The 18328-nt window shown below is 54.7% G+C and carries 15 protein-coding genes and 1 rRNA gene; 9 read left to right on the top strand and 7 right to left on the bottom strand.

All coding sequences use genetic code 11. The features are described 5' to 3' along the window. Positions 1-83: 83 nt before the first annotated feature. The gene (locus LA756_RS21005) at positions 84-1742 is read right to left on the bottom strand and encodes a serine/threonine-protein kinase (protein ID WP_224436684.1); all 1659 of its coding nucleotides are present in this window, start codon (positions 1740-1742) and stop codon (positions 84-86) included. Positions 1743-1791: 49 nt separating this feature from the next. After that, positions 1792-2361: a sigma-70 family RNA polymerase sigma factor gene (locus LA756_RS21000; protein ID WP_224436683.1), complete on the bottom strand. Its 570-nt coding sequence runs from the start codon at positions 2359-2361 to the stop codon at positions 1792-1794. Between the two features lie 152 nt (positions 2362-2513). On the opposite strand from LA756_RS21000, the gene LA756_RS20995 reads away from it, so the two are divergent. The 5 genes from LA756_RS20995 to LA756_RS20975 all read left to right on the top strand — a co-directional run bounded on the left by LA756_RS20995 (position 2514) and on the right by LA756_RS20975 (position 9333). Then, positions 2514-4079, top strand: a complete 1566-nt coding sequence (locus LA756_RS20995; RefSeq protein ID WP_224436682.1) for a hypothetical protein — start codon at positions 2514-2516, stop codon at positions 4077-4079. Continuing rightward, positions 4076-4957, top strand: a complete 882-nt coding sequence (locus tag LA756_RS20990) for an HAD family hydrolase (RefSeq protein WP_224436681.1) — start codon at positions 4076-4078, stop codon at positions 4955-4957. The genes LA756_RS20995 and LA756_RS20990 overlap by 4 nt, the downstream gene beginning before the upstream one ends. 6 nt (positions 4958-4963) lie before the next feature. After that, on the top strand, positions 4964-6244 hold the full coding sequence (locus LA756_RS20985; RefSeq protein WP_224436680.1) for a glycosyltransferase family 4 protein: 1281 nt from the start codon (positions 4964-4966) through the stop codon (positions 6242-6244). 51 nt (positions 6245-6295) lie between these two features. Then, entirely contained in the window at positions 6296-8026 is a 1731-nt protein-coding gene (locus tag LA756_RS20980; protein ID WP_224436679.1) for an alpha-amylase family glycosyl hydrolase, read from the top strand. Positions 8027-8112: 86 nt separating this feature from the next. After that, positions 8113-9333 (top strand): glycosyl transferase, encoded by a 1221-nt coding sequence (locus tag LA756_RS20975; RefSeq protein ID WP_224436678.1) that lies wholly within the window; start codon positions 8113-8115, stop codon positions 9331-9333. Positions 9334-9446: 113 nt separating this feature from the next. Here LA756_RS20975 and LA756_RS20970 read toward each other — a convergent pair whose 3' ends face one another. Together LA756_RS20970 and LA756_RS20965 are read right to left on the bottom strand one after the other, a co-directional pair. Continuing rightward, on the bottom strand, positions 9447-9848 hold the full coding sequence (locus LA756_RS20970; RefSeq protein ID WP_224436677.1) for a hypothetical protein: 402 nt from the start codon (positions 9846-9848) through the stop codon (positions 9447-9449). Positions 9849-9915: 67 nt separating this feature from the next. Beyond that, positions 9916-10875 carry a DUF1559 domain-containing protein gene (locus LA756_RS20965; protein WP_224436676.1) on the bottom strand — a complete coding sequence of 320 codons (960 nt, stop codon included), beginning with the start codon at positions 10873-10875 and terminating at the stop codon, positions 9916-9918. 205 nt (positions 10876-11080) lie between these two features. Here LA756_RS20965 and LA756_RS20960 point away from each other — a divergent pair, with 205 nt between their 5' ends. Both LA756_RS20960 and LA756_RS20955 read left to right on the top strand, forming a co-directional pair. Next, positions 11081-11644, top strand: coding sequence for a sigma-70 family RNA polymerase sigma factor (locus LA756_RS20960; RefSeq protein ID WP_224436675.1), 564 nt, complete (start codon positions 11081-11083; stop codon positions 11642-11644). Between the two features lies 1 nt (position 11645). Then, positions 11646-12863, top strand: a complete 1218-nt coding sequence (locus tag LA756_RS20955) for a hypothetical protein (protein ID WP_224436674.1) — start codon at positions 11646-11648, stop codon at positions 12861-12863. 352 nt (positions 12864-13215) lie between these two features. Here LA756_RS20955 and LA756_RS20950 read toward each other — a convergent pair. Next, positions 13216-14723 (bottom strand): 16S ribosomal RNA (locus LA756_RS20950). 510 nt (positions 14724-15233) lie between these two features. Here LA756_RS20950 and aroH point away from each other — a divergent pair. Then, on the top strand, positions 15234-15659 hold the full coding sequence (gene aroH / locus LA756_RS20945; protein WP_224436673.1) for a chorismate mutase: 426 nt from the start codon (positions 15234-15236) through the stop codon (positions 15657-15659). 362 nt (positions 15660-16021) lie between these two features. After that, positions 16022-16933, top strand: a complete 912-nt coding sequence (locus LA756_RS20940; protein WP_224436672.1) for a cysteine peptidase family C39 domain-containing protein — start codon at positions 16022-16024, stop codon at positions 16931-16933. Here the strand turns inward: LA756_RS20940 and LA756_RS20935 are convergent. Together LA756_RS20935 and LA756_RS20930 are read right to left on the bottom strand one after the other, a co-directional pair. Continuing rightward, positions 16930-17532 (bottom strand): 5-formyltetrahydrofolate cyclo-ligase, encoded by a 603-nt coding sequence (locus LA756_RS20935; protein ID WP_224436671.1) that lies wholly within the window; start codon positions 17530-17532, stop codon positions 16930-16932. The genes LA756_RS20940 and LA756_RS20935 overlap by 4 nt on opposite strands. A 3-nt stretch (positions 17533-17535) precedes the next feature. Beyond that, entirely contained in the window at positions 17536-17952 is a 417-nt protein-coding gene (locus LA756_RS20930; protein ID WP_224436670.1) for a hypothetical protein, read from the bottom strand. Positions 17953-18328: the final 376 nt, after the last annotated feature.

Here is an 18328-nt window from a genome sequence, read left to right as displayed (position 1 = left end):
TCAAGCCGAGAGGCTTTCACCATGTCATTCGCCCCACCACCACGCTTCGGTGGCTGGGGCTTGAACTCTGCGCAAGAAGGCCTCTACCCTTCGTCCATCGTCAACCGAATTCTCCGCACGACGAAGTACTGGATCATTCCCAGAATCACGATCGACAGCATCATGGCGGTCGCATCAAAGAAGTTCACGTAGCCGACCGGGCGAATCGTAGCTCCTACGAGCACATGCATCAAATAGCCTGCCGCAGCGAGGCTCATCGTGTAGCCAACGAGCCCCTTTTCATACAGCGTCGCACTTGCCGCGACCAACAATAAATAGATCAACGATAACGGACTCGCGGCGCCATGCACCGTAAACAGCAGGCCCGTCAGCAGCACGAAGTTCCATGTCATCCAGCCATAAATGGCCACCTTTCGGCGGCTGGGCTTTTCGTACATTCTTTGGAAGAACCATGCCGCTCCCGAAAACGCGATTGCGAACCCGACCGACGCCACACGAAACCATGGCCGTGCCGAGACCTCTTCTTTCAACACGTACGAACTGATCGCGTGGTAGATGAAAAACAAGATCACGCAAGCCAATGTGCTCGCCAAGCCAGGCTTTCTGCGGGCCCAATAAACAATCCGCTCGCCGATACCTAGCGGTTTCGCGCGGATCGGTTCGTGCCTGAGGAACGATTCCAAGTCGGACGCGACCTCCTTCATGCTGCGGTATCGGGCCGCAGGCGTCTTATGCAAGCACTTCAAGCAGATCGTTTCCAAGGCACGAGGAACGTTCCAATTCAACTTCCGCGGCGGCACAGGATTGACCGTGCAAATTTGATCGATCGCTTCCAGCATGTTGTTGGCAGAGAAAGGGGGCTTGCCGGTCAAAAGGGCATACAGAATGGCTCCCAAACCATAAATATCGGTCGCGTGATCGACGAGGTGATTTTTGCCGGAAGCCTGCTCCGGAGCCATGTAGCCCGGCGAACCGAGGATCTGCCCAGAGTAGGTCATGTCGGAGTTGCCATCCATCCGCTTCGCCAGACCAAAGTCGGTCACGCGAGGGCGGCCGTCCGCGTCGATCAAGATATTCGACGGCTTCAAGTCGCGATGCACGATGCCGACGGAGTGTGCGTGCGCCATCGCTTGGGCAATCTGCAGAACCAACTCGGCGATCTCGTCCGGGCTCAATCCTCCCTCCCGAATCACATCGGCCAGGCTACGCCCTTCGACATATCCCATCGAGAAGAAGTGTCGTCCATCGTGATGCCCCACTTCATAGATCGGTACGATCCCTGCATGCGAAAGATTCGCGGCCGCTTCTGCTTCAGCGCGAAAACGCTGAATCTCTTGAGCCGACGCAAACTGTCCAGAAAGGATCATCTTTACGGCGACAATACGTTCCGGCGAAAGTTGCTTCGCTTTGAACACCACTCCCATGCCGCCGCGGCCTAGTTCGTCCATCAGCTGATAGCCCGGCACTGCTTCGATCGTGTCAGGCGGTCGCTTGGTTTTGGCGGTCTTTTCTGGGTCGAGATCAACCGTCGCAGGGGTCAAGTCGTCGACCGCCATATGCTGATGCACCGGCGAATTGTCCAAAGCCGAATTCTCATCGTTGGCCAGCATCCGCAGCAGTTCGTCCCGCAGATCGGCACGATCCGCAAAGTGACTATCCAGCCAACGCTCGCGGTTCTCGGAAGGAAGTTGCACCGCTTGCTCGAAAGCATCGCAAAGTCGCCGGTAATCTTCAGGGGTCATACGTCGCGCTAACGAGGTTTCAAAGTTGGTAGGGACCGCGTATCGCAGTTCAGGAACTCGAATTATCTTCCAGCCGCGACGTCAGCCAGGCTTTGGCCATTCGCCAGTCCCCTTTCACCGTGGAAACGGAAACGTCGAGCGCCGCGGCCGTTTCTTCCACCGTCATGCCTGCGAAGTAACGCATCTCGATAATCTTGGCATGTCGCGGATTCAGCTCGGCCAGTTCTGTTAACAGTTCGTCAAGCTCGACTAAGTCGACATTGTTTTGTGGATCGCCAGCGACGAGCCCTTCTTCGAGCGTGATCCGCTGGGCCCCTTTGCCCCGCTTGGCGGCGTTTTTCGTTCGAGCATGATCGACGAGAATCCGCCGCATGATGTTCGATGCCACCGCGCAGAAGTGGGCTTTTCCTTTCCACTGCACCCGGTTCTGATCGACCAGTTTCAGAAAGGCTTCGTGCACCAACGCCGTCGCTTGCAACGTATGGTCGGCACGTTCGTTTCGCATATGCTGATTCGCGATACCTTTGAGTTCCTGGTAAAGCACCGGCAATAGCTTTTCCGCGGCGGCCTGATTCCCCTCGGAAAGAGAAGCCAGCAAGCTTTCGACGTCATCGCTCATGAAGATAAGGTTCCTCAAAGGGGCTACACAGGGGGCCCGACTTGATTCTATGGGCATCCAAGTCTAGCTTAACAGTCCACAGGGCAGTGGAGAATGCGCCGAGACGTTTTGTTTGCGATACTCGACGACACCTTTCGATACGAGGAAACGGAATGAACCTGGCAATCGTGCATCATCACCTCAATCGCGGCGGCGTGACTCAGGTGATCTTGAATCACCTCCGAGCATTGCACGAAGCTGGGGCCCGGGAACTGTTCGACCGAGTCCTCGTTCTTTATGGCGGCCGAGCCACCGGTTGGCCGGAAGCTTCCGAGCCTGCCTTGGAAGGAGTCGAACTGGTCGAAATCCCGAGTATCGACTACGACACCGTCGTCGCCGTCGGCGAAGAAGCTCCTTACCGAGCCACCTCCGAAACGCTCGAGAAGCTTGGTCTTGCTCCCGAGGAAACGCTGCTGCACGTCCACAATCACACGCTCGGCAAAAACGTCGCGTGGCCCAACGCCCTCGCTCGCTTGGCAAGCGAAGGCTTTCGGATGCTGCTTCAGCTGCACGACTTCGCGGAAGACTTCCGCCCCGATAACTATCGTCGGCAAGTCGAATTCTACGCCGAAAAAGGGACCGGGATGGCCGAAGTCTACTTTCAGGCCCCACACGTCCATTATGCTGTCCTCAACTCGCGCGACCGCGGCATTCTCGAAAAAGCAGGCTTCGCGGAGGAAAAGCTGACCTGGCTTCCTAACCCGGTCCAGCCATTTCCGGTGCTGCCCCATCGTGCCGATGCTCGCCAAAAACTGCGGGATAAGCTCGGCGTCAAGTCGAGCGATCAATACATCCTCTATCCGGTGCGTGGTATCCGCCGGAAGAACGTAGGCGAACTGGTCCTGTGGTCCGCCATCGCACCGACCGGGTCGACCTTCGGCATCACGCTTGCCCCCCTCAATCCGGTCGAACTGAAACCGTATCAGGCCTGGCAATCGCTCGTCGAAGAGCTTCATCTGCCGTGCAAGTTCGACGTTGGTGGCGACGAAGGGCTTTCGTTTTTAGAAAACCTGGCCGCGGCCGATGCCATCATCAACACCAGCGTTGCCGAAGGGTTCGGGCTCGTGTTCCTGGAAGCCTGGCTGGCCGACAATTTGCTGATCGGTCGCGATTTGCCCGAGATCTCCGCCGACTTTAAAGAAGCGGGTCTCCGGCTCGATAGCCTCACCCCATCGCTGCATGTACCCAAGCGAAGCCCGATCGATGGCCGCGAGGTTTTCACCGAAAGCAAGTATCGCAAGAAGATGTCGAAGCTCTTCACCCAGGTACTGCAAGATTTCGGCCAAGACGATCCGGAAGACTTAGACAAGCAGCTCGACGAACGGCTCAGCGACGAGTGGATCGACTTCGCGCTGCTGACCGTCGAAGCCCAACGCGAAGTGGTCCGCGCGGTAGCCAAAGACAAAGCTCTCGGCGAAGCGATCGTGCAAGAGAACGCGCACGTGATGCGTCCTTTGACCGAAGAGAACGCCAACTTCGATTCGACGATCCAAATCAACTCGCAGATCGTACTGACTAAATTCGGTTTAAAGGGAACCGGCGAACGCCTCCGTGAACGGTATCAACAGCTGATGAGACAAAAGCCAGGCCCAGTTTCGTCGTTCAATGGAGCCAATCGAATCTTGCGGCAATTCGTCGAACTCTCTCGCTTTCATCCAGTGCGATTGGAAAACGCATGAACACTTTCTCTGAAATCCTCAAGCGAAACAGTCAACCGCTTCAGCCTATTCCCACCGACATGGCCGCTGACTTGAAAGAGCTGCCAGGCATTCAAGCGGTACTCTTCGATGTGTACGGCACCCTATTAGTCAGCGGAAGCGGCGACGTCGGTACCGCTATGGAAATGACCAAAGGTTCGGCGCTGCAAGCCACGTTCGACGCCTGCGAAGTGCAGTGCAAAGTGCCTGCCGAAGACATGGTCGCTCAACTGTATTCGTTGATCAAAGCTGATCACAAAATTGCCACTAAAAGAGGCACTTCTTATCCCGAGATTGTGATCGAAGAAATTTGGCAAAAACTTTTCGACGCCCAGATGCAGCGAGGGCAGATCGAATTGCCGTGCGACTTCGATATGAAACTGTTTGCCTGGGAGTTCGAGTCGCGCGTGAATCCAACGTGGCCGATGCCCGATTTTCAAGAGGTTCTGCAGACCCTCCGTCAGCAAGGGTTAACGCTGGGAATCATCAGCAATGCCCAGTACTTTACGCCGAAAATCGTAGAAAGCCATCTCGGCGGGTCGCTTGAGGAAAATGGATTTCGCCCGGAGAACTGTTTTTTCTCGTACGAGCATCGTGTCGCCAAACCAGGAACTGATCTTTATTTAGCCGCCGCGCGAAGTTTAGCCGACCAGGGAACGGAAGCGTGTCATATTTTGTATGTTGGCAACGACATGCTGAACGATATCCAGCCAGCCTCCCAAGTTGGCATGAAAACTGCACTCTTCGCCGGAGACCAGCGCAGTCTACGACTGCGGAAGGATGACGCTCGAATGTTGCCAATACACCCTGATGTTACCCTCACAAGACTTTCCGACATTTTGGCTTGCCTTCCGAGATAATCCAACATGAACGCATCTGAAAACGCAGGGCACAACATTGGCTTCGTGGGTACACGGTTCGCTGGTACCGATGGGGTTTCCCTCGAGGCGGCTAAGTGGGCCAAAGTGCTTTGGGACTACAAGCATGTCAGCTATTGGTATGGCGGAAAAATGGACACCGATCCAGACATCACCAGTCTGGTTCCGCATGCCTATTTCGGCCATCCTGACATCCAGTGGATCAATCGCCGTATCTTCGGCACGACCACGCGTGATCCAGAAGTCACGCGGCGTATCTTCGCTCTGGCCGAATACCTTAAGCACACCCTGTACGAATTCACTCGTCGGTTCAATATCGAGGTGATGATCGTGCAGAACGCGTTGTGCATTCCGATGAACGTTCCGCTTGGCGTCGCCATTACGATGTTCATTGCCGAGACCGGCTTCCCGACGATCGCGCATCATCACGATTTCTACTGGGAACGCGATCGTTTTTCGGTCAACGGCATTAACGATATCCTCAGCATGGCGTTTCCGCCGACGCTGCCATCCATTCAGCACGTAACCATCAACCTGCCTGGCCAGGCCGATCTGTCGCACCGCAAAGGGCAGTCTTCGATTCTCGTTCCGAACGTTCTCGACTTCGAAGACCCTCCGGTCAACGACGACTACCCGCACACCTTTAAAGAAGACATCGGCTTATCGCCGGAAGATATTGTCATCTTGCAGCCAACGCGAGTGGTCCCGCGAAAAGGGATTGAACATGCCATCTCGCTGGTCAATTCGCTGAACAACCCCAAGTACAAGCTGGTCATCACGCATGAGTCTGGCGACGAAGGGGACGAATACATGCACGCATTGCAAGAGATGGCCGAACGCCAAAATGTCGATCTCCGCTTCGTCGCCGAACGCGTTGGTGAAGAGCGAGGCTACGACCGTGAAGGGCGCAAGATTTACACACTTGGCGATTGTTACGCGGCCGCCGACTTCATCAGCTATCCCAGCTTGTACGAAGGATTCGGCAACGCGTTGATCGAGGCCTTCTATTTCAAGAAGCCGGTGCTCGTCAATCGTTACTCGATCTTCGTGACCGACATCGAACCGAAAGGGTTCAAAGTGGTCACGATGGATGGCTACCTGACCAAAGACGTCGTCACCCAGGTTCGCAACCTGATGGAAGACGAAGCGTATCGACAGGAAGTCGTGGAACACAACTTTGAACTAGGCAAACGCTTTTTCAGCTACTCTGTTTTGAAACGTAAACTTCGGGCCCTGGTGACCAACTTCACCGGTATGGACGACTTATAATAATCAGCCGCGCTGTGAGCCCGAGGCGCGGCTGTCGGATAGGGAGGTTCTATGATCGGCACGTCAGAACAACAACACGCCCTCAAGCAGCACCTGACTCGGATGTATGGAGAGTCACTCGCTGAAGATGTTCTGCCGCGTCTCGTTGAGTTGCTCGAATCTTACTCGACGAAGATCCCCGAACCCAAACGAACCGGCTGGGACGAAACCGATGTGGTCCTGATCACCTACGCGGATCAGGTCTACGGCAACGAAAAAACTCCGCTGGCCATCCTGCGAGAATTCCTCGTTCATCATGGCTATGACCAGCTGATCAACACGGTACATTTGCTTCCGTTCTTCCCGTACACATCGGACGACGGTTTCTCGGTGGTCGACTACAAACAGGTCGATCCGAATTCTGGGACCTGGGACGACTTGCACGCGTTGGCCTACCATTTCGATCTCGCCTTCGACATGGTCGCCAATCACTGTTCGCAAAAGAGCGAGTGGTTCCAGAAGTACTTGAAAGGGGAAAAGCCGTACGACGAGTACTTCATCGACGTCGACCCCGCGACCGATCTCTCGGCGGTCGTTCGGCCTCGCGCGTTGCCGCTGCTTTCGCCGTACGAAACGATCGATGGCGAAAAGCATGTTTGGACCACCTTCAGCGCCGATCAAGTCGACTTGAACTATGGCAGCCCGGAAGTCCTGCTGGCGATGACCGACGTGCTGTTGTTCTACGTCCAGAACGGTTCACGGATTATTCGTCTCGATGCGATCGCGTTTCTGTGGAAGACGCTCGGCACCAACTGCCTGCATCTCGACGAGACCCACGAGGCGGTCAAGCTGTGGCGAACGATCACCGAAATTGTCGCCCCGCATGTTCTGATCCTGACAGAAACCAACGTGCCGCATGCCGAGAACATCAGCTACTTCGGGCTCGCCGACGAAGCCCACATGGTTTATCAGTTCAGCCTGCCGCCGCTGCTGTACGATGCCTATCTGAACGAAGACGCGACGACTCTTTCCAGCTGGATGGAAACGCTGTACGACATCCCAGACGGGACGACCTACTTCAACTTCACCGCTTCGCACGACGGTATCGGCGTGCGACCGCTGGAAGGTCTCGTGCCGACCGAACGCATCGACAAACTGGTTCACGCAACACGCGAGCGAGGCGGTATGGTCGGCATGCGGACGATGCCTGACGGATCGCAAAAGCCGTACGAGCTGAACATTACTTATGTCGATGCCATGGGCAAGCCGGAAGCGTTCGGCCCGGAACAGCACGCCCATCGCTTCCTTGCATCCCAGGCCATCATGTTGGCGATGAAGGGGATCCCAGGGATCTACTTCCACAGCCTCGTCGGCACACAAAACCATTTCGGCGGAGTCGAAGAAAGCGGCATCCCGCGCCGCATCAACCGCCGCAAGTTCGAGCGATTAGAACTCGAAAACCAAATCACCGAACACGAAACGTTGCAGCATCGCATCTTCACCGGCTATCAAAACCTGTTGGCCAAACGGATCGAGCAGCCAGCGTTTCACCCGGATGGTCCTAGCGAAGTCTTCCCGACCGGCAACAAAGCACTTTTCGGATTCGTGCGCACATCGCCTGCCCGAGATCAAACGATTCTCGTTCTCGCGAACCTATCCGATAAGCTGCAAAGCCTGCCGCTGAGCGATCCGAAATGGCACGCCCTTTCGTACGATTTGATCAGCGACAAGTACGTTGTCGAAGGGCAAGGACTCACGCTCGATCCTTACCAGATCGTCTGGCTGACCGAACCTGGCGACTAGCCTGCTTAATCGCGGCACCCAGTGACGCATCGCACGAAAAACTAAAAACCTCTCCCACACTTATTCGCCCCGGCAAGGAGAACCACTTGTCCGACTTTATTCAACATGGCCCCATTTCGACGCTGCACGACTTCGGCACGCTCGACTCGCAGCAGTTGGAACGCACTTTGGAAGATGCGACCAGCGAGTACCCGATGGGCTTGATCCTTCCCGTCACCGCCAGCGACATGCGTGCCCCGGCGTTTGCTACCATCATGGATCAGCTGGAAGGGACCAAGTTCCTCAAGACGGTTGTCGTCGTCTTGAATCGTGCCCCAGATGTCGAAGATTACCGCGAATGTCGCCAGCTCACTTCCAAGCTCGGCAACATGTGCCGCGTGTTATGGAACGACGGCCCGCGCGGCAAAGCGGCATTTCAACAGCTTACCGATGCCGGTTTCAACGTTTCGGTGCCCGGCAAGGGCAGGGCCGTCTGGACCGCGTTCGGTTATCTGTTGGCCGATCCCGAAATCAAAGCGATGGCGCTGCACGACTGCGACATCGTCAACTATCACCGCGACATGCTGATGCGGCTTTGCTTGCCAATGGCTCACCGCGGGTTCGACTTCGACTTCTGCAAAGCGTACTACGCCCGCGTGACCGACCGCATGCATGGACGCGTTGTGCGACTGCTGATGACGCCCCTTTTGCGTTCGCTGATTCGCGTGCTGGGGAACGACGACTTCCTGGTCTTCCTGAATAGCTTCCGCTATCCCCTTTCCGGCGAGTTCGCGGTGACGTCAACTCTTGTCCGTGCCAATCGAATCCCCAGCGACTGGGGCTTGGAAGTTGGGACGCTCGCCGAAGTGTTTCGCAATACGGCTCCCAAGCGAATTTGCCAGATCGACTTGGGGCATCCATACGAACATAAGCATCAGCCCATTTCGCTGGAAGATGCGAATCGAGGGCTCATGAAGATGACCTCCGATATTTTGCACAGCATCTACCGCACGCTGTCCAGCCGCGGGATCGTCTTCAGCATGGGGATGTTCAACACGCTGGAATCGGCCTATCTTCGCGATGCCCAAGATGCCATCCGGCAATATCACGCCGATGCGGTGATCAACGGTTTAGAATTCGACCGCCACAGTGAAGAACATTCGGTCGAAGGCTTTGCCCGGCTGATCACGCAGTGCGGGCAAGAGTTCTTCGAGAATCCTGTCATGGCTCACGAGATGCCAACATGGACGCGTGTTCGCAGCGCGATTCCTGACTTCCCGAACACGCTTCGCCGATCGGTCGAAGGAGATTCGGCGGAGTATACCTAGGCCGATTTTCCGCCTAAACCCACGAACAAAGGGCAAGCACCGCGAAGGTGTCTTGCCCTTTTTTTATTCCACAATCAAAGTCATCCGCGAGGGAAGACCGCTATCTATCAGGACTACTTACCAACGGCAAGCTCGAGCTGATTCATTCCCTCTTCGACTTTCAGCTTCCAAGGGCTCGATGCTTCGTTCCAGTATTTGCCTGGAATGGAAGCTTGCGACTTTTTCGGTGCCTTCGACCGGTCAGGCACATCTTCCGCCATCGCAGGCGAAAGGAACACGACATACTCTCCAGGGGGCAAGCGATCGTCCGTCGCGAAGCTCCCAGTTTCGTCCAAATAAGCGGCCGCGGCAGCTCCGGTAATCATGTCCAAGAGAATGACTCGGACGTCGCCCTGATAGGCTTCCCCGTTGACTGTCAGTTGGCCTTCCACCAACCCTCCTGGCGCCGACTGCGAACAGCCAACCGCCACTGTGCATGCCAGAACGCAAGCCGCGATCCAAGCGAAAGTTTTCACGTTACTCTTCTCCGTCAAAGGATCTGTTTCCGGTTTCAATCTCTAAACTAATTCGCCGTGCGTGGTACTAAAACTCGCCCAGCACTTCGCCATCGTTTCGTACCGACAATCGCTTGAACGTGTCGAGGTTCATCGTTTCAGGGAAGAAACGTGTGCTCGCATCGCCCAGCAGCCCGTTCACCCCACCTGGATGAAACGAATTGACCACGGTGTTGTGGTGATACTGAGCATTAGCTCCCGTCGAAGCAATGTTGTGATTAATGCCATAGCGAACGGTAGTCGTCCCAGAAAAGTAAACCCTGTTGCAACTCGGGTTTTTGACCGTGTGGTTCAAGTTGGCACCGACCCAGCCGCCTCGATAGTTGGCGGTGATGTCTCGCTTTTCAACATGGCCAGACTGCTCGGCCACCAAAAGCACGTTCGACGTACCGTCGGTCGCATCGCGCAGTCGCGTTGCTTCGTTGGTCGGCAGCATCCCGTTGTCAGCGAACCAACCGTAGCCACAGTCGACATAACCGACGCCAGGCTGTGTCGTGGAAGGGGCAGCTCCGGAAATCCCGACGTAATGAATGCACTGAGCCTTTTCGGTGTTTTGGCCTACGGGATCGGAAAGAGGATCCAATGGACTCGAAGGGCAATTCAAACCTGGCACTACAAGCTCGCGAAGAATCGGATTGGCGCCCAGCGAGTTGCCTCGAAAATCGTCGTTCAAGCTCAACGAATCGTACAGGGCCGACTGTTCGATGAACGGCAAGAGATTGACGCGCCAGTTATAGGTGTTGAACGATTCCGAAGCGCTTCGGCCAAAGTTACCCGGCGGAAACGAAAGGAACGTATCGTGATAGTTATGCAGGGCCAAACCCAGCTGTTTCATTTGGTTGGTGCACTGCATGCGACGAGCCGCTTCACGGGCCTGCTGTACCGCTGGCAACAAAAGTGCGATTAAAACGCCAATAATGGCGATCACAACCAACAGTTCAACGAGTGTGAACCCGCGTCGGCGAGTCCGGGGAGAATCAACGAACATGGACGAATTTCTCTCTATGGTGTGCTAAAATAAGAACGCAGCGAGCAGGAACCTATCAGGCGTATCCTGCGGCCACGTGAATATCGCGAGAAGCCCCATTTCGTTAGCGCGGTGATCTGGGAATTAACACAATCTGAACCATTTTCACCCAGACTGGGTGGTCTCCTCAGCCATTGAGCAGCCTGAACGGTGTGACACCTAACCAATGACCGACATCGAGCCACAGCAAAATGCGAGCACTCAGCTGACCGAGCGGGATGCACGAGAACTGCTGACGCGAAGTTGGATGAAAGCCCAACCCTCGGTCTTCGCGTTTGTCATCGCTTCGACGCCACAATTTTCCGACGCGGAAGATTTGCTGCAGGAAGTTGCCGCCGAAGTCGCTATCCGCTTTGACGAATACGATCCCTCGCGTCCCTTTCTGCCGTGGGCGTTGTGGGTCGCAAAAATAAAGATTGCCGATTTTTATCGTTACAAGAAACGAGAGCGGCTGGTCTTCGCCGGAGAAGCGATCGATGCCCTCGCGGCGGCATGCACTCGGGTCCAAAGTTTAATGACCGAAGAGCAGGGAGCGCTGGAACACTGCTTGAAAGAAACGACCGGTCGGACACGCGAGCTGCTTTTGCTTCGCTATGCGGAAGATTTAAAACCGCGTCAGATCGCCGAGCGATTAAGCATGACGGCCGCTTCCGTTCGCGTGGTCCTTTCAAGAGCAAGATCGGCACTCGGTAAATGTGTCGATCAACGCCTGGGAAGGAACACTTCCTGACATGGAACCTCGTGAAGCATTGGAGTTGGTCGACGCCCATCTCGATGGCGAGGAGCTATCCGAGGAAGAAGCGGCTGCGCTGAGCGATTGGATCAAAGAAGACCCCCAACAAGCGGACGACGCATTTCGCCGCATCTTTCTTCATACCTATCTGCGTCGTCGGATGCAGACGCTTGCCATTGAACCACCTGGTGGCCCGGACTTGCTTGAAACGCCTGGGGAACATCCCCCCATGCTGCCTGGCAAGGGCGATGCAAACCGTAACCAAAGCGGGAAACCTCGGCGAAGTTGGCGACCGCTTGGATTTGCGGCGGCAGGGATCGGCATCGTCGGCGTGGTCCTGGGTGGCATGCTGTTTTGGCAATCGCCTGCCCCTCCAGTGGAATCTTCGCCGTTTGTCTACGAACCATTCGACTACCCTGGATTCAACTACGAAGGCTTTGGATTTCCGGAAGTTCCTGTGGAAGGAATTCCGAATGGCATTTGGCCAACCGTAGGGGGCCTGACGGGCCTGGATGGCGGAAAAGGTTTTGCCGCTCCATGGCAGGAAAACGGACCACTGGTCGCGGTGATCGAGTCGGATCCGATGGCCCATCCGCTGGGGCGAGTCGATTTACGACAATTTGGCCGACTAAGATTCGTCGATACCCATGATGTTTCCCTGGATACCCAGGGCAATCAAATGCGGACGTGCGCCGGACACGCGTCGGATTCGTTCCGCAAACTCGATATCGATGCCGCTCCAGAAAATCTTCGCGACGGCGACCAATTGGGAGCGGATGGAGGAACCGTATGGCTGAGTTTTCTGGCTCAATCGTATGACGGCGCGGGCGATCACCGCTATGCGGTCCTGCAGCTAGGCTCCGACGACGCAGGTCTTCATTTTGGAAAACTCGACGCGATGCCAACCGGAAACTGGGGCATCGCCGGTTTGCTCAACGGCCGCGAAGTGAATGCCAGATCCGGCCAGAAGTCTTCCGGCGAAAGTGTGTTTGTCGTCATGCGAATCGACTTTCGGCCCGGAATGGAATTGGCCACCGTCTGGCTCGACCCCGATTTAGACCACACGCCAACCGCTTCGACTTCGATGTGCCAGGTGCAAGTTCCCGATTTCCGATTCGACCGACTCACCATCAAGGCCCGTTACTCGACTGACTTTGATGAGCTTCGGTTGGGGGAAACTTTCTTCGATGTGGCCCCGAGGGCTAAGCCGCAGTAGGCCATTTTCAGAAGTCTCACGTTATGTGAGCATGGCATTTCATCATCTTGCGCGTCGATCTCCCAAGTATGCAGGTAGTATGCGCGGAGCGTGCGCGAAGTTTGCGTGGCTCGGCAGAGGGGCTTTGAGATACGTTCTGCCGCGAGCGACAGGGCAGGGGACCGGAACAGGTCTCAAGCGATTGGGAGCGGCTGATTGGAAGTTGAGCGCATAAAAAAAAGCCTCTTAGAACTGCAACAGCTCTAAGAGGCTTCTAATATAAATAAGGTAGTGACTTGCTTGAGTGATTGGTGGATGTCCCACTTTAGGTCGTTGCGGTCGTGAAACCGACTTGACCAAAAGTTTTCCTTAGAAAGGAGGTGATCCAGCCGCAGGTTCCCCTACGGCTACCTTGTTACGACTTAGTCCCAATCGCGGAGTTCACGTTCGGCGCCTGCCTCCCGAAGGTTAGCTTAGCGACTTCGCGTGCACCCCACTTTCGTGGCTTGACGGGCGGTGTGTACAAGGCTCAGGAACATATTCACCGCGGTATGCTGACCCGCGATTACTAGCGATTCCGGCTTCATGCAGGCGAGTTGCAGCCTGCAATCCGAACTGAGCAACACTTTTTGGGATTTGCTAGATCTCACGATTTTGCTTCCCTTTGTATGTTGCATTGTAGGACGTGTGCAGCCCTAGTCATAAAGGCCATGAGGACTTGACGTCATCCCCACCTTCCTCCGGTTTAACACCGGCGGTCTCTCTAGAGTCCCCGACATTACTCGCTGGCAACTAGAGATAAGGGTTTCGCTCGTTAAGGGACTTAACCCGACATCTCACGACACGAGCTGACGACAGCCATGCAGCACCTGTGCAAAAGCTCTCCGAAGAGCACTCTCCCCTTTCAGGGAGATTCTTAAGCATGTCAAGACTAGGATAAGGTTCTTCGCGTAGCCTCGAATTAAGCCACATCCTCCACCGCTTGTGTGAGCCCCCGTCAATTCTTTTGAGTTTCAGCCTTGCGACCATACTCCCCAGGCGGAGTACTTAACACTTTCGCTACGACCGAGAAACTGTGGGAGGTCCCTCGATCCAGTACTCATCGTTTACAGCTAGGACTACCGGGGTATCTAATCCCGTTCGCTCCCCTAGCTTTCGTGCCTCAGCGTCAGAAGAGACCCAGTGAGCCGCCTTCGCCACCGGTGTTCCTGATGATATCAACGCATTTCACCGCTCCACCATCAGTTCCGCTCACCCCTATCTCCCTCAAGCCATGCAGTTTCAAACGCAGTTCCACGGTTGAGCCGTGGGATTTCACATCTGACTTGCATGGCCGCCTACGCACCCTTTAAGCCCAGTAATTCCGAATAACGTTCGGTCGGTTCGTCTTACCGCGGCTGCTGGCACGAACTTAGCCCGACCTTCCTCTGAGGTTTGGTCAAAATTTCCTTCCCTCTGACAGCGGTTTACAACCCGAAGGCCTTCATCCCGCACGCGGCATCGCTCGGTCAGACTTGCGTCCATTGCCGAAGATTCTCGACTGCAGCCACCCGTAGGTGTCTGGGCAGTGTCTCAGTCCCAGTGAGACGGGCCACGCTCTCACGCCCGCTAACCATCGTCGCCTTGGTAAGCCATTACCTTACCAACTAGCTAATAGTGAGCAGACCCATCTCCAGGCGCCGGAGCTTTGATCCGTAGATGTTATTGGGCATTACCGCCAGTTTCCCGACGCTATTCCCAGCCTGGAGGTAGGTATCTACCTGTTACTCTCCCTTTCGCCGCTGTCCCCTCGAAAGCAAGCTTTCTTGGTTCTCGCTCGACTTGCATGCCTAATCCATGCCGCCAACGTTCATTCTGAGCCAGGATCAAACCCTTCAATTAAATATTTGCTTAACTAGTCCACCGAGGTGAACCAGCGTATGAGCAAGTTAGCAATCGAAAATGTTTGAACTAGCTACTAGTTTTAAAAAAAATTGAACTAGCTTGAGTTCAAAAGTTGATCGTTCTCTTCAGCTGCAAGCAGCCTCCAAAAACACATCCAACCTTCGCTCTCAAACAGAGGTCACTACCAAATTGTCAAAGATCAAAAGCTTTCGCTTCTCCCTGTCGGCGTCATTCCCTTCAGGTGAGACGGTATATCCTATAGCTTCCTGGCTTCCCGTCAAAGGGGCCCGCGTGGTTTTTGTTCAGAAAAGATGAAAACGCGTCGCAAACCCAATACACAAAACACCTTAGAACTTGTCAGTTTTCCGCAGTCTTCTGGGTATTCGGCTCTTCGTGGTGCATTCAACCCTGTAAATGCGGTCCTCGATCTAGTATTTTACGGAGGGCGAAATCAGGTTCTCGCCATCAGAAGTTCGTTGCCGTTTCCTATATGAAGGCTAAGTTGCCATGTTGTGCCGAGGTGTCCGCGGAGCCACGACCGTTACTGATAACAATCGAGACGAGATTCTCGAAGCAACACGGCAACTACTTGCTTTGATGATTCGCCAGAACCAGATCGACCCCAAGGACGTCGCAAGTGCCATCTTTACCATTACGAGTGATCTGAATGCCGAGTTCCCAGCTCTGGCGGCCCGGCAAATTGGCTGGATGGACGTACCATTAATCTGCACGCACGAGATAAGCGTGCCAGGCTCGCTTCCACGATGTGTCCGCATTTTGCTGCACTGGAACACGGAAAAGTCGCAAGAAGATATACATCACGTCTATGTACGCGATGCCGTTCGACTTCGCCCAGATTTGTGCCAAGTGCCAGAGATTGATTGGCAGGAACTTGAGCAATGGATCGAGCAGCAAATGGCCGGCATGAAGTAAGTTCGATCCGGAACCACTGTCGCGACAACACCTTAGGCCTGGCGTGCTATTCTCGTTCGGCTAGCACGCCCCCTCTCTGGCACTCTGCTTGCTACTGACAAATCGGTTGTCGCTTTACGACTTGTCAGCTCAAGCAGCCCTACGATCGGGCTGCTTTTTCTGGCATTCTGACGACCCAAACTGGGCCTAACCCCGTATTGTCACGGTAAACCGACGGATATGTCTATATCCTTAACGCTAAGTTAACGATACTATTGTCATTACCTCATCATTAAAGCAAACACCTCGATGGCGGCCCCACCATCGAACATCCCGAACTAACTCCAGAGCGGCAAGATTCGCTGCTAGAAAAGGAGGCTCGTATGCAGGATGTGATCGCGGGCTACTTAATTGTTGGTTTTATTAGCTTAGGTGGCTTCTTCGCCACGCGAGCGTGGACGAAGGACTGGACCGTCCAAGGTTTGAATCGCTTCGCTCTGATGACCATCCTGATCGTCGGGCTATACACGGCGTTCGTTTGGGAGAGTCTCTTTCTTACCGAACTGCTGCCGTTCTCGAACCTGATCATCCTAAGCAACATCTACCCACTTGCTGCATTATGTTTGGCGGCCGTGGCATCGAATCGACTCCGCGAACAAGGCTGGCGACGGGCAATTCCTATGTCGGCATTATTTGGAGCTGGAGTCTGGGCCCTGGTTTATCCCCTGATAGGCGATGCCCCCAAATGTCAGATGAACTGGGACGAACGGGGGATCTGTTACCAAACGACTGATCAAACTTGCACGGCAGCCGCTGGAGCAACATTGCTGAACTTCTACGGAATTCACTCGACAGAAGAAGAGATGGCCCAGCTTTGCCTCACACGACAGGGTACCTCTTGGAAAGGCTTTTATCGCGGGCTAAAGCTGAAAACGAAAGACACGCGGTTCGACGTACGCATGGATTATCTTACGCCAGATGAATTGGCGCGAGCCAATCGACCGGTCGTACTTCGCGTCGGAAAGCGAGATTGGTTTGGTTCAGGCAACGCCGCAGGCCTACCAGATGGGTGGAAACCTGGCGAGATTCACTCGGTCGTTTGCCTCGGACGTATCCGAGGATATTACGTAATTGCCGACCCGAATCCCGATATCGGAATTGAGTTCTGGAGCGAAGACGAACTCAATCGTGTTTGGGACGGCCATAGCGCTATGTTGGTTTCCAATTTTGAGGGGCCTCCCTTTAAGTCGTTTCCCAAAACTGAAGAGCGAATTCGCAAGCTGGCGCTTCGCTAAGTCGTTCCGCGGCAGTCGATTGTCCGGGTTTCCGTGACCAGTAAGTCGACCGGAATGTCATGAGATTCCGCAGGAACGTTCGGGTAAATCTGGCAATCAAACGCCAATCCAATCTTCCGGCAATCGGGACGAACATCGGCAAGTAGTCGGTCAAAGTAGCCTTTTCCGTAGCCGATTCGGTTGCCGTTTTCATCGAAGGCAACGCCGGGCATCACCAAGCAGTCCAGCGTTTGGGGATCGACGACGCGATCTTTTCGCAGGACTTCTCGCGGTTCCAGAATTCCAAAGGCGCCTGCGACCAGTTCTATTTCCGATTTCAACTGAAACAAACCTAAGCGGTTATCCGGCAGGCAATAGGGCACCGCCACGTGGCCGATTGTATGGAGGGCATCCTCGATGATTCGCTTGGTCTCCACTTCTTGCCGCACATGAACATAAACCAGTGGCATGGCGCCGGTTGCCCAGGGAAACTCCGCCATGAACCGCCGCTGTATTTCCAAGCTTCGCTCGGCCAGATCGCTCAGTGATTGACGGCGTGCAATGGCATCGCGGCGAATGGCCGCTTTTTCGTTCGCAGGAGGATGTGCTTGGGGGGACAAACGTTACGGTCCAAACAGGGCAGTGGATAAAGAGACACCGGTGCCCCAAAAGTAAATCGTCGACACGGTTTGGGCCAGAGCAAACATGAGCGACAACGTCGCCAAAGCGAATCCGATCCAGCGCCATGGCGAACGCTTCCAGTTGATCAGATAGACGTTCAACATGACCGCTATCGCCGATAAAAAGACGCCGACAATTGAGTAGTACGACGCAATACAGGCAAAAATTGCCAACACCGAACCACCGACGCTTGTCCAATCGTCCGGCAGCCATCGCCGGAGAAAACTCGCGAATTTCGTTTCTGAAAAGGATTCGCCTGCTTCCTGCGACTCAGTAACTTCGTCCGCCGATTCCTCTTCAATGATGGCCTGAATGGGCTCATCGTGTTCGAGAATTGCCGGAAAGAGGTATCTTTCCAATACCGGCGAACGCCGAACTGGGGGAACGCGAAAGCGATCTTGAGTGGTGTTTCTGTCGCGTTGGTCCGTACTTGTTTTTGCGGTTTCTGTTCGAGCGAACGTAGAACCGCATTTCCAGCATCGATTCACGGCCCCCATCAGTTCTTCACCGCATTTACTGCATACGACGCTCATCCAGAGGACCTATTTGGCTGTAAAAACTTCCCGGGTGATGTCATGCACACTCAGAAGCACTCCCAGTGCAAATCTTGTGAAAATCGCCGAAACGGACTAATCTAAAAAGTTTACATGGAATAGCCAACTATTTCCCTATGCTTGTCCATTCCGCCTGACAGACACGACTCGATACTGCGACCAATCCAATTCGTGTCTTTCG

It is taken from the genome of Bremerella sp. TYQ1, from assembly GCF_020150455.1.
GTDB lineage: Bacteria > Planctomycetota > Planctomycetia > Pirellulales > Pirellulaceae > Bremerella > Bremerella volcania_A.
Note: the sequence above shows the minus strand (reverse complement) of the source record. Positions and strands in the feature narration are given on the sequence as shown.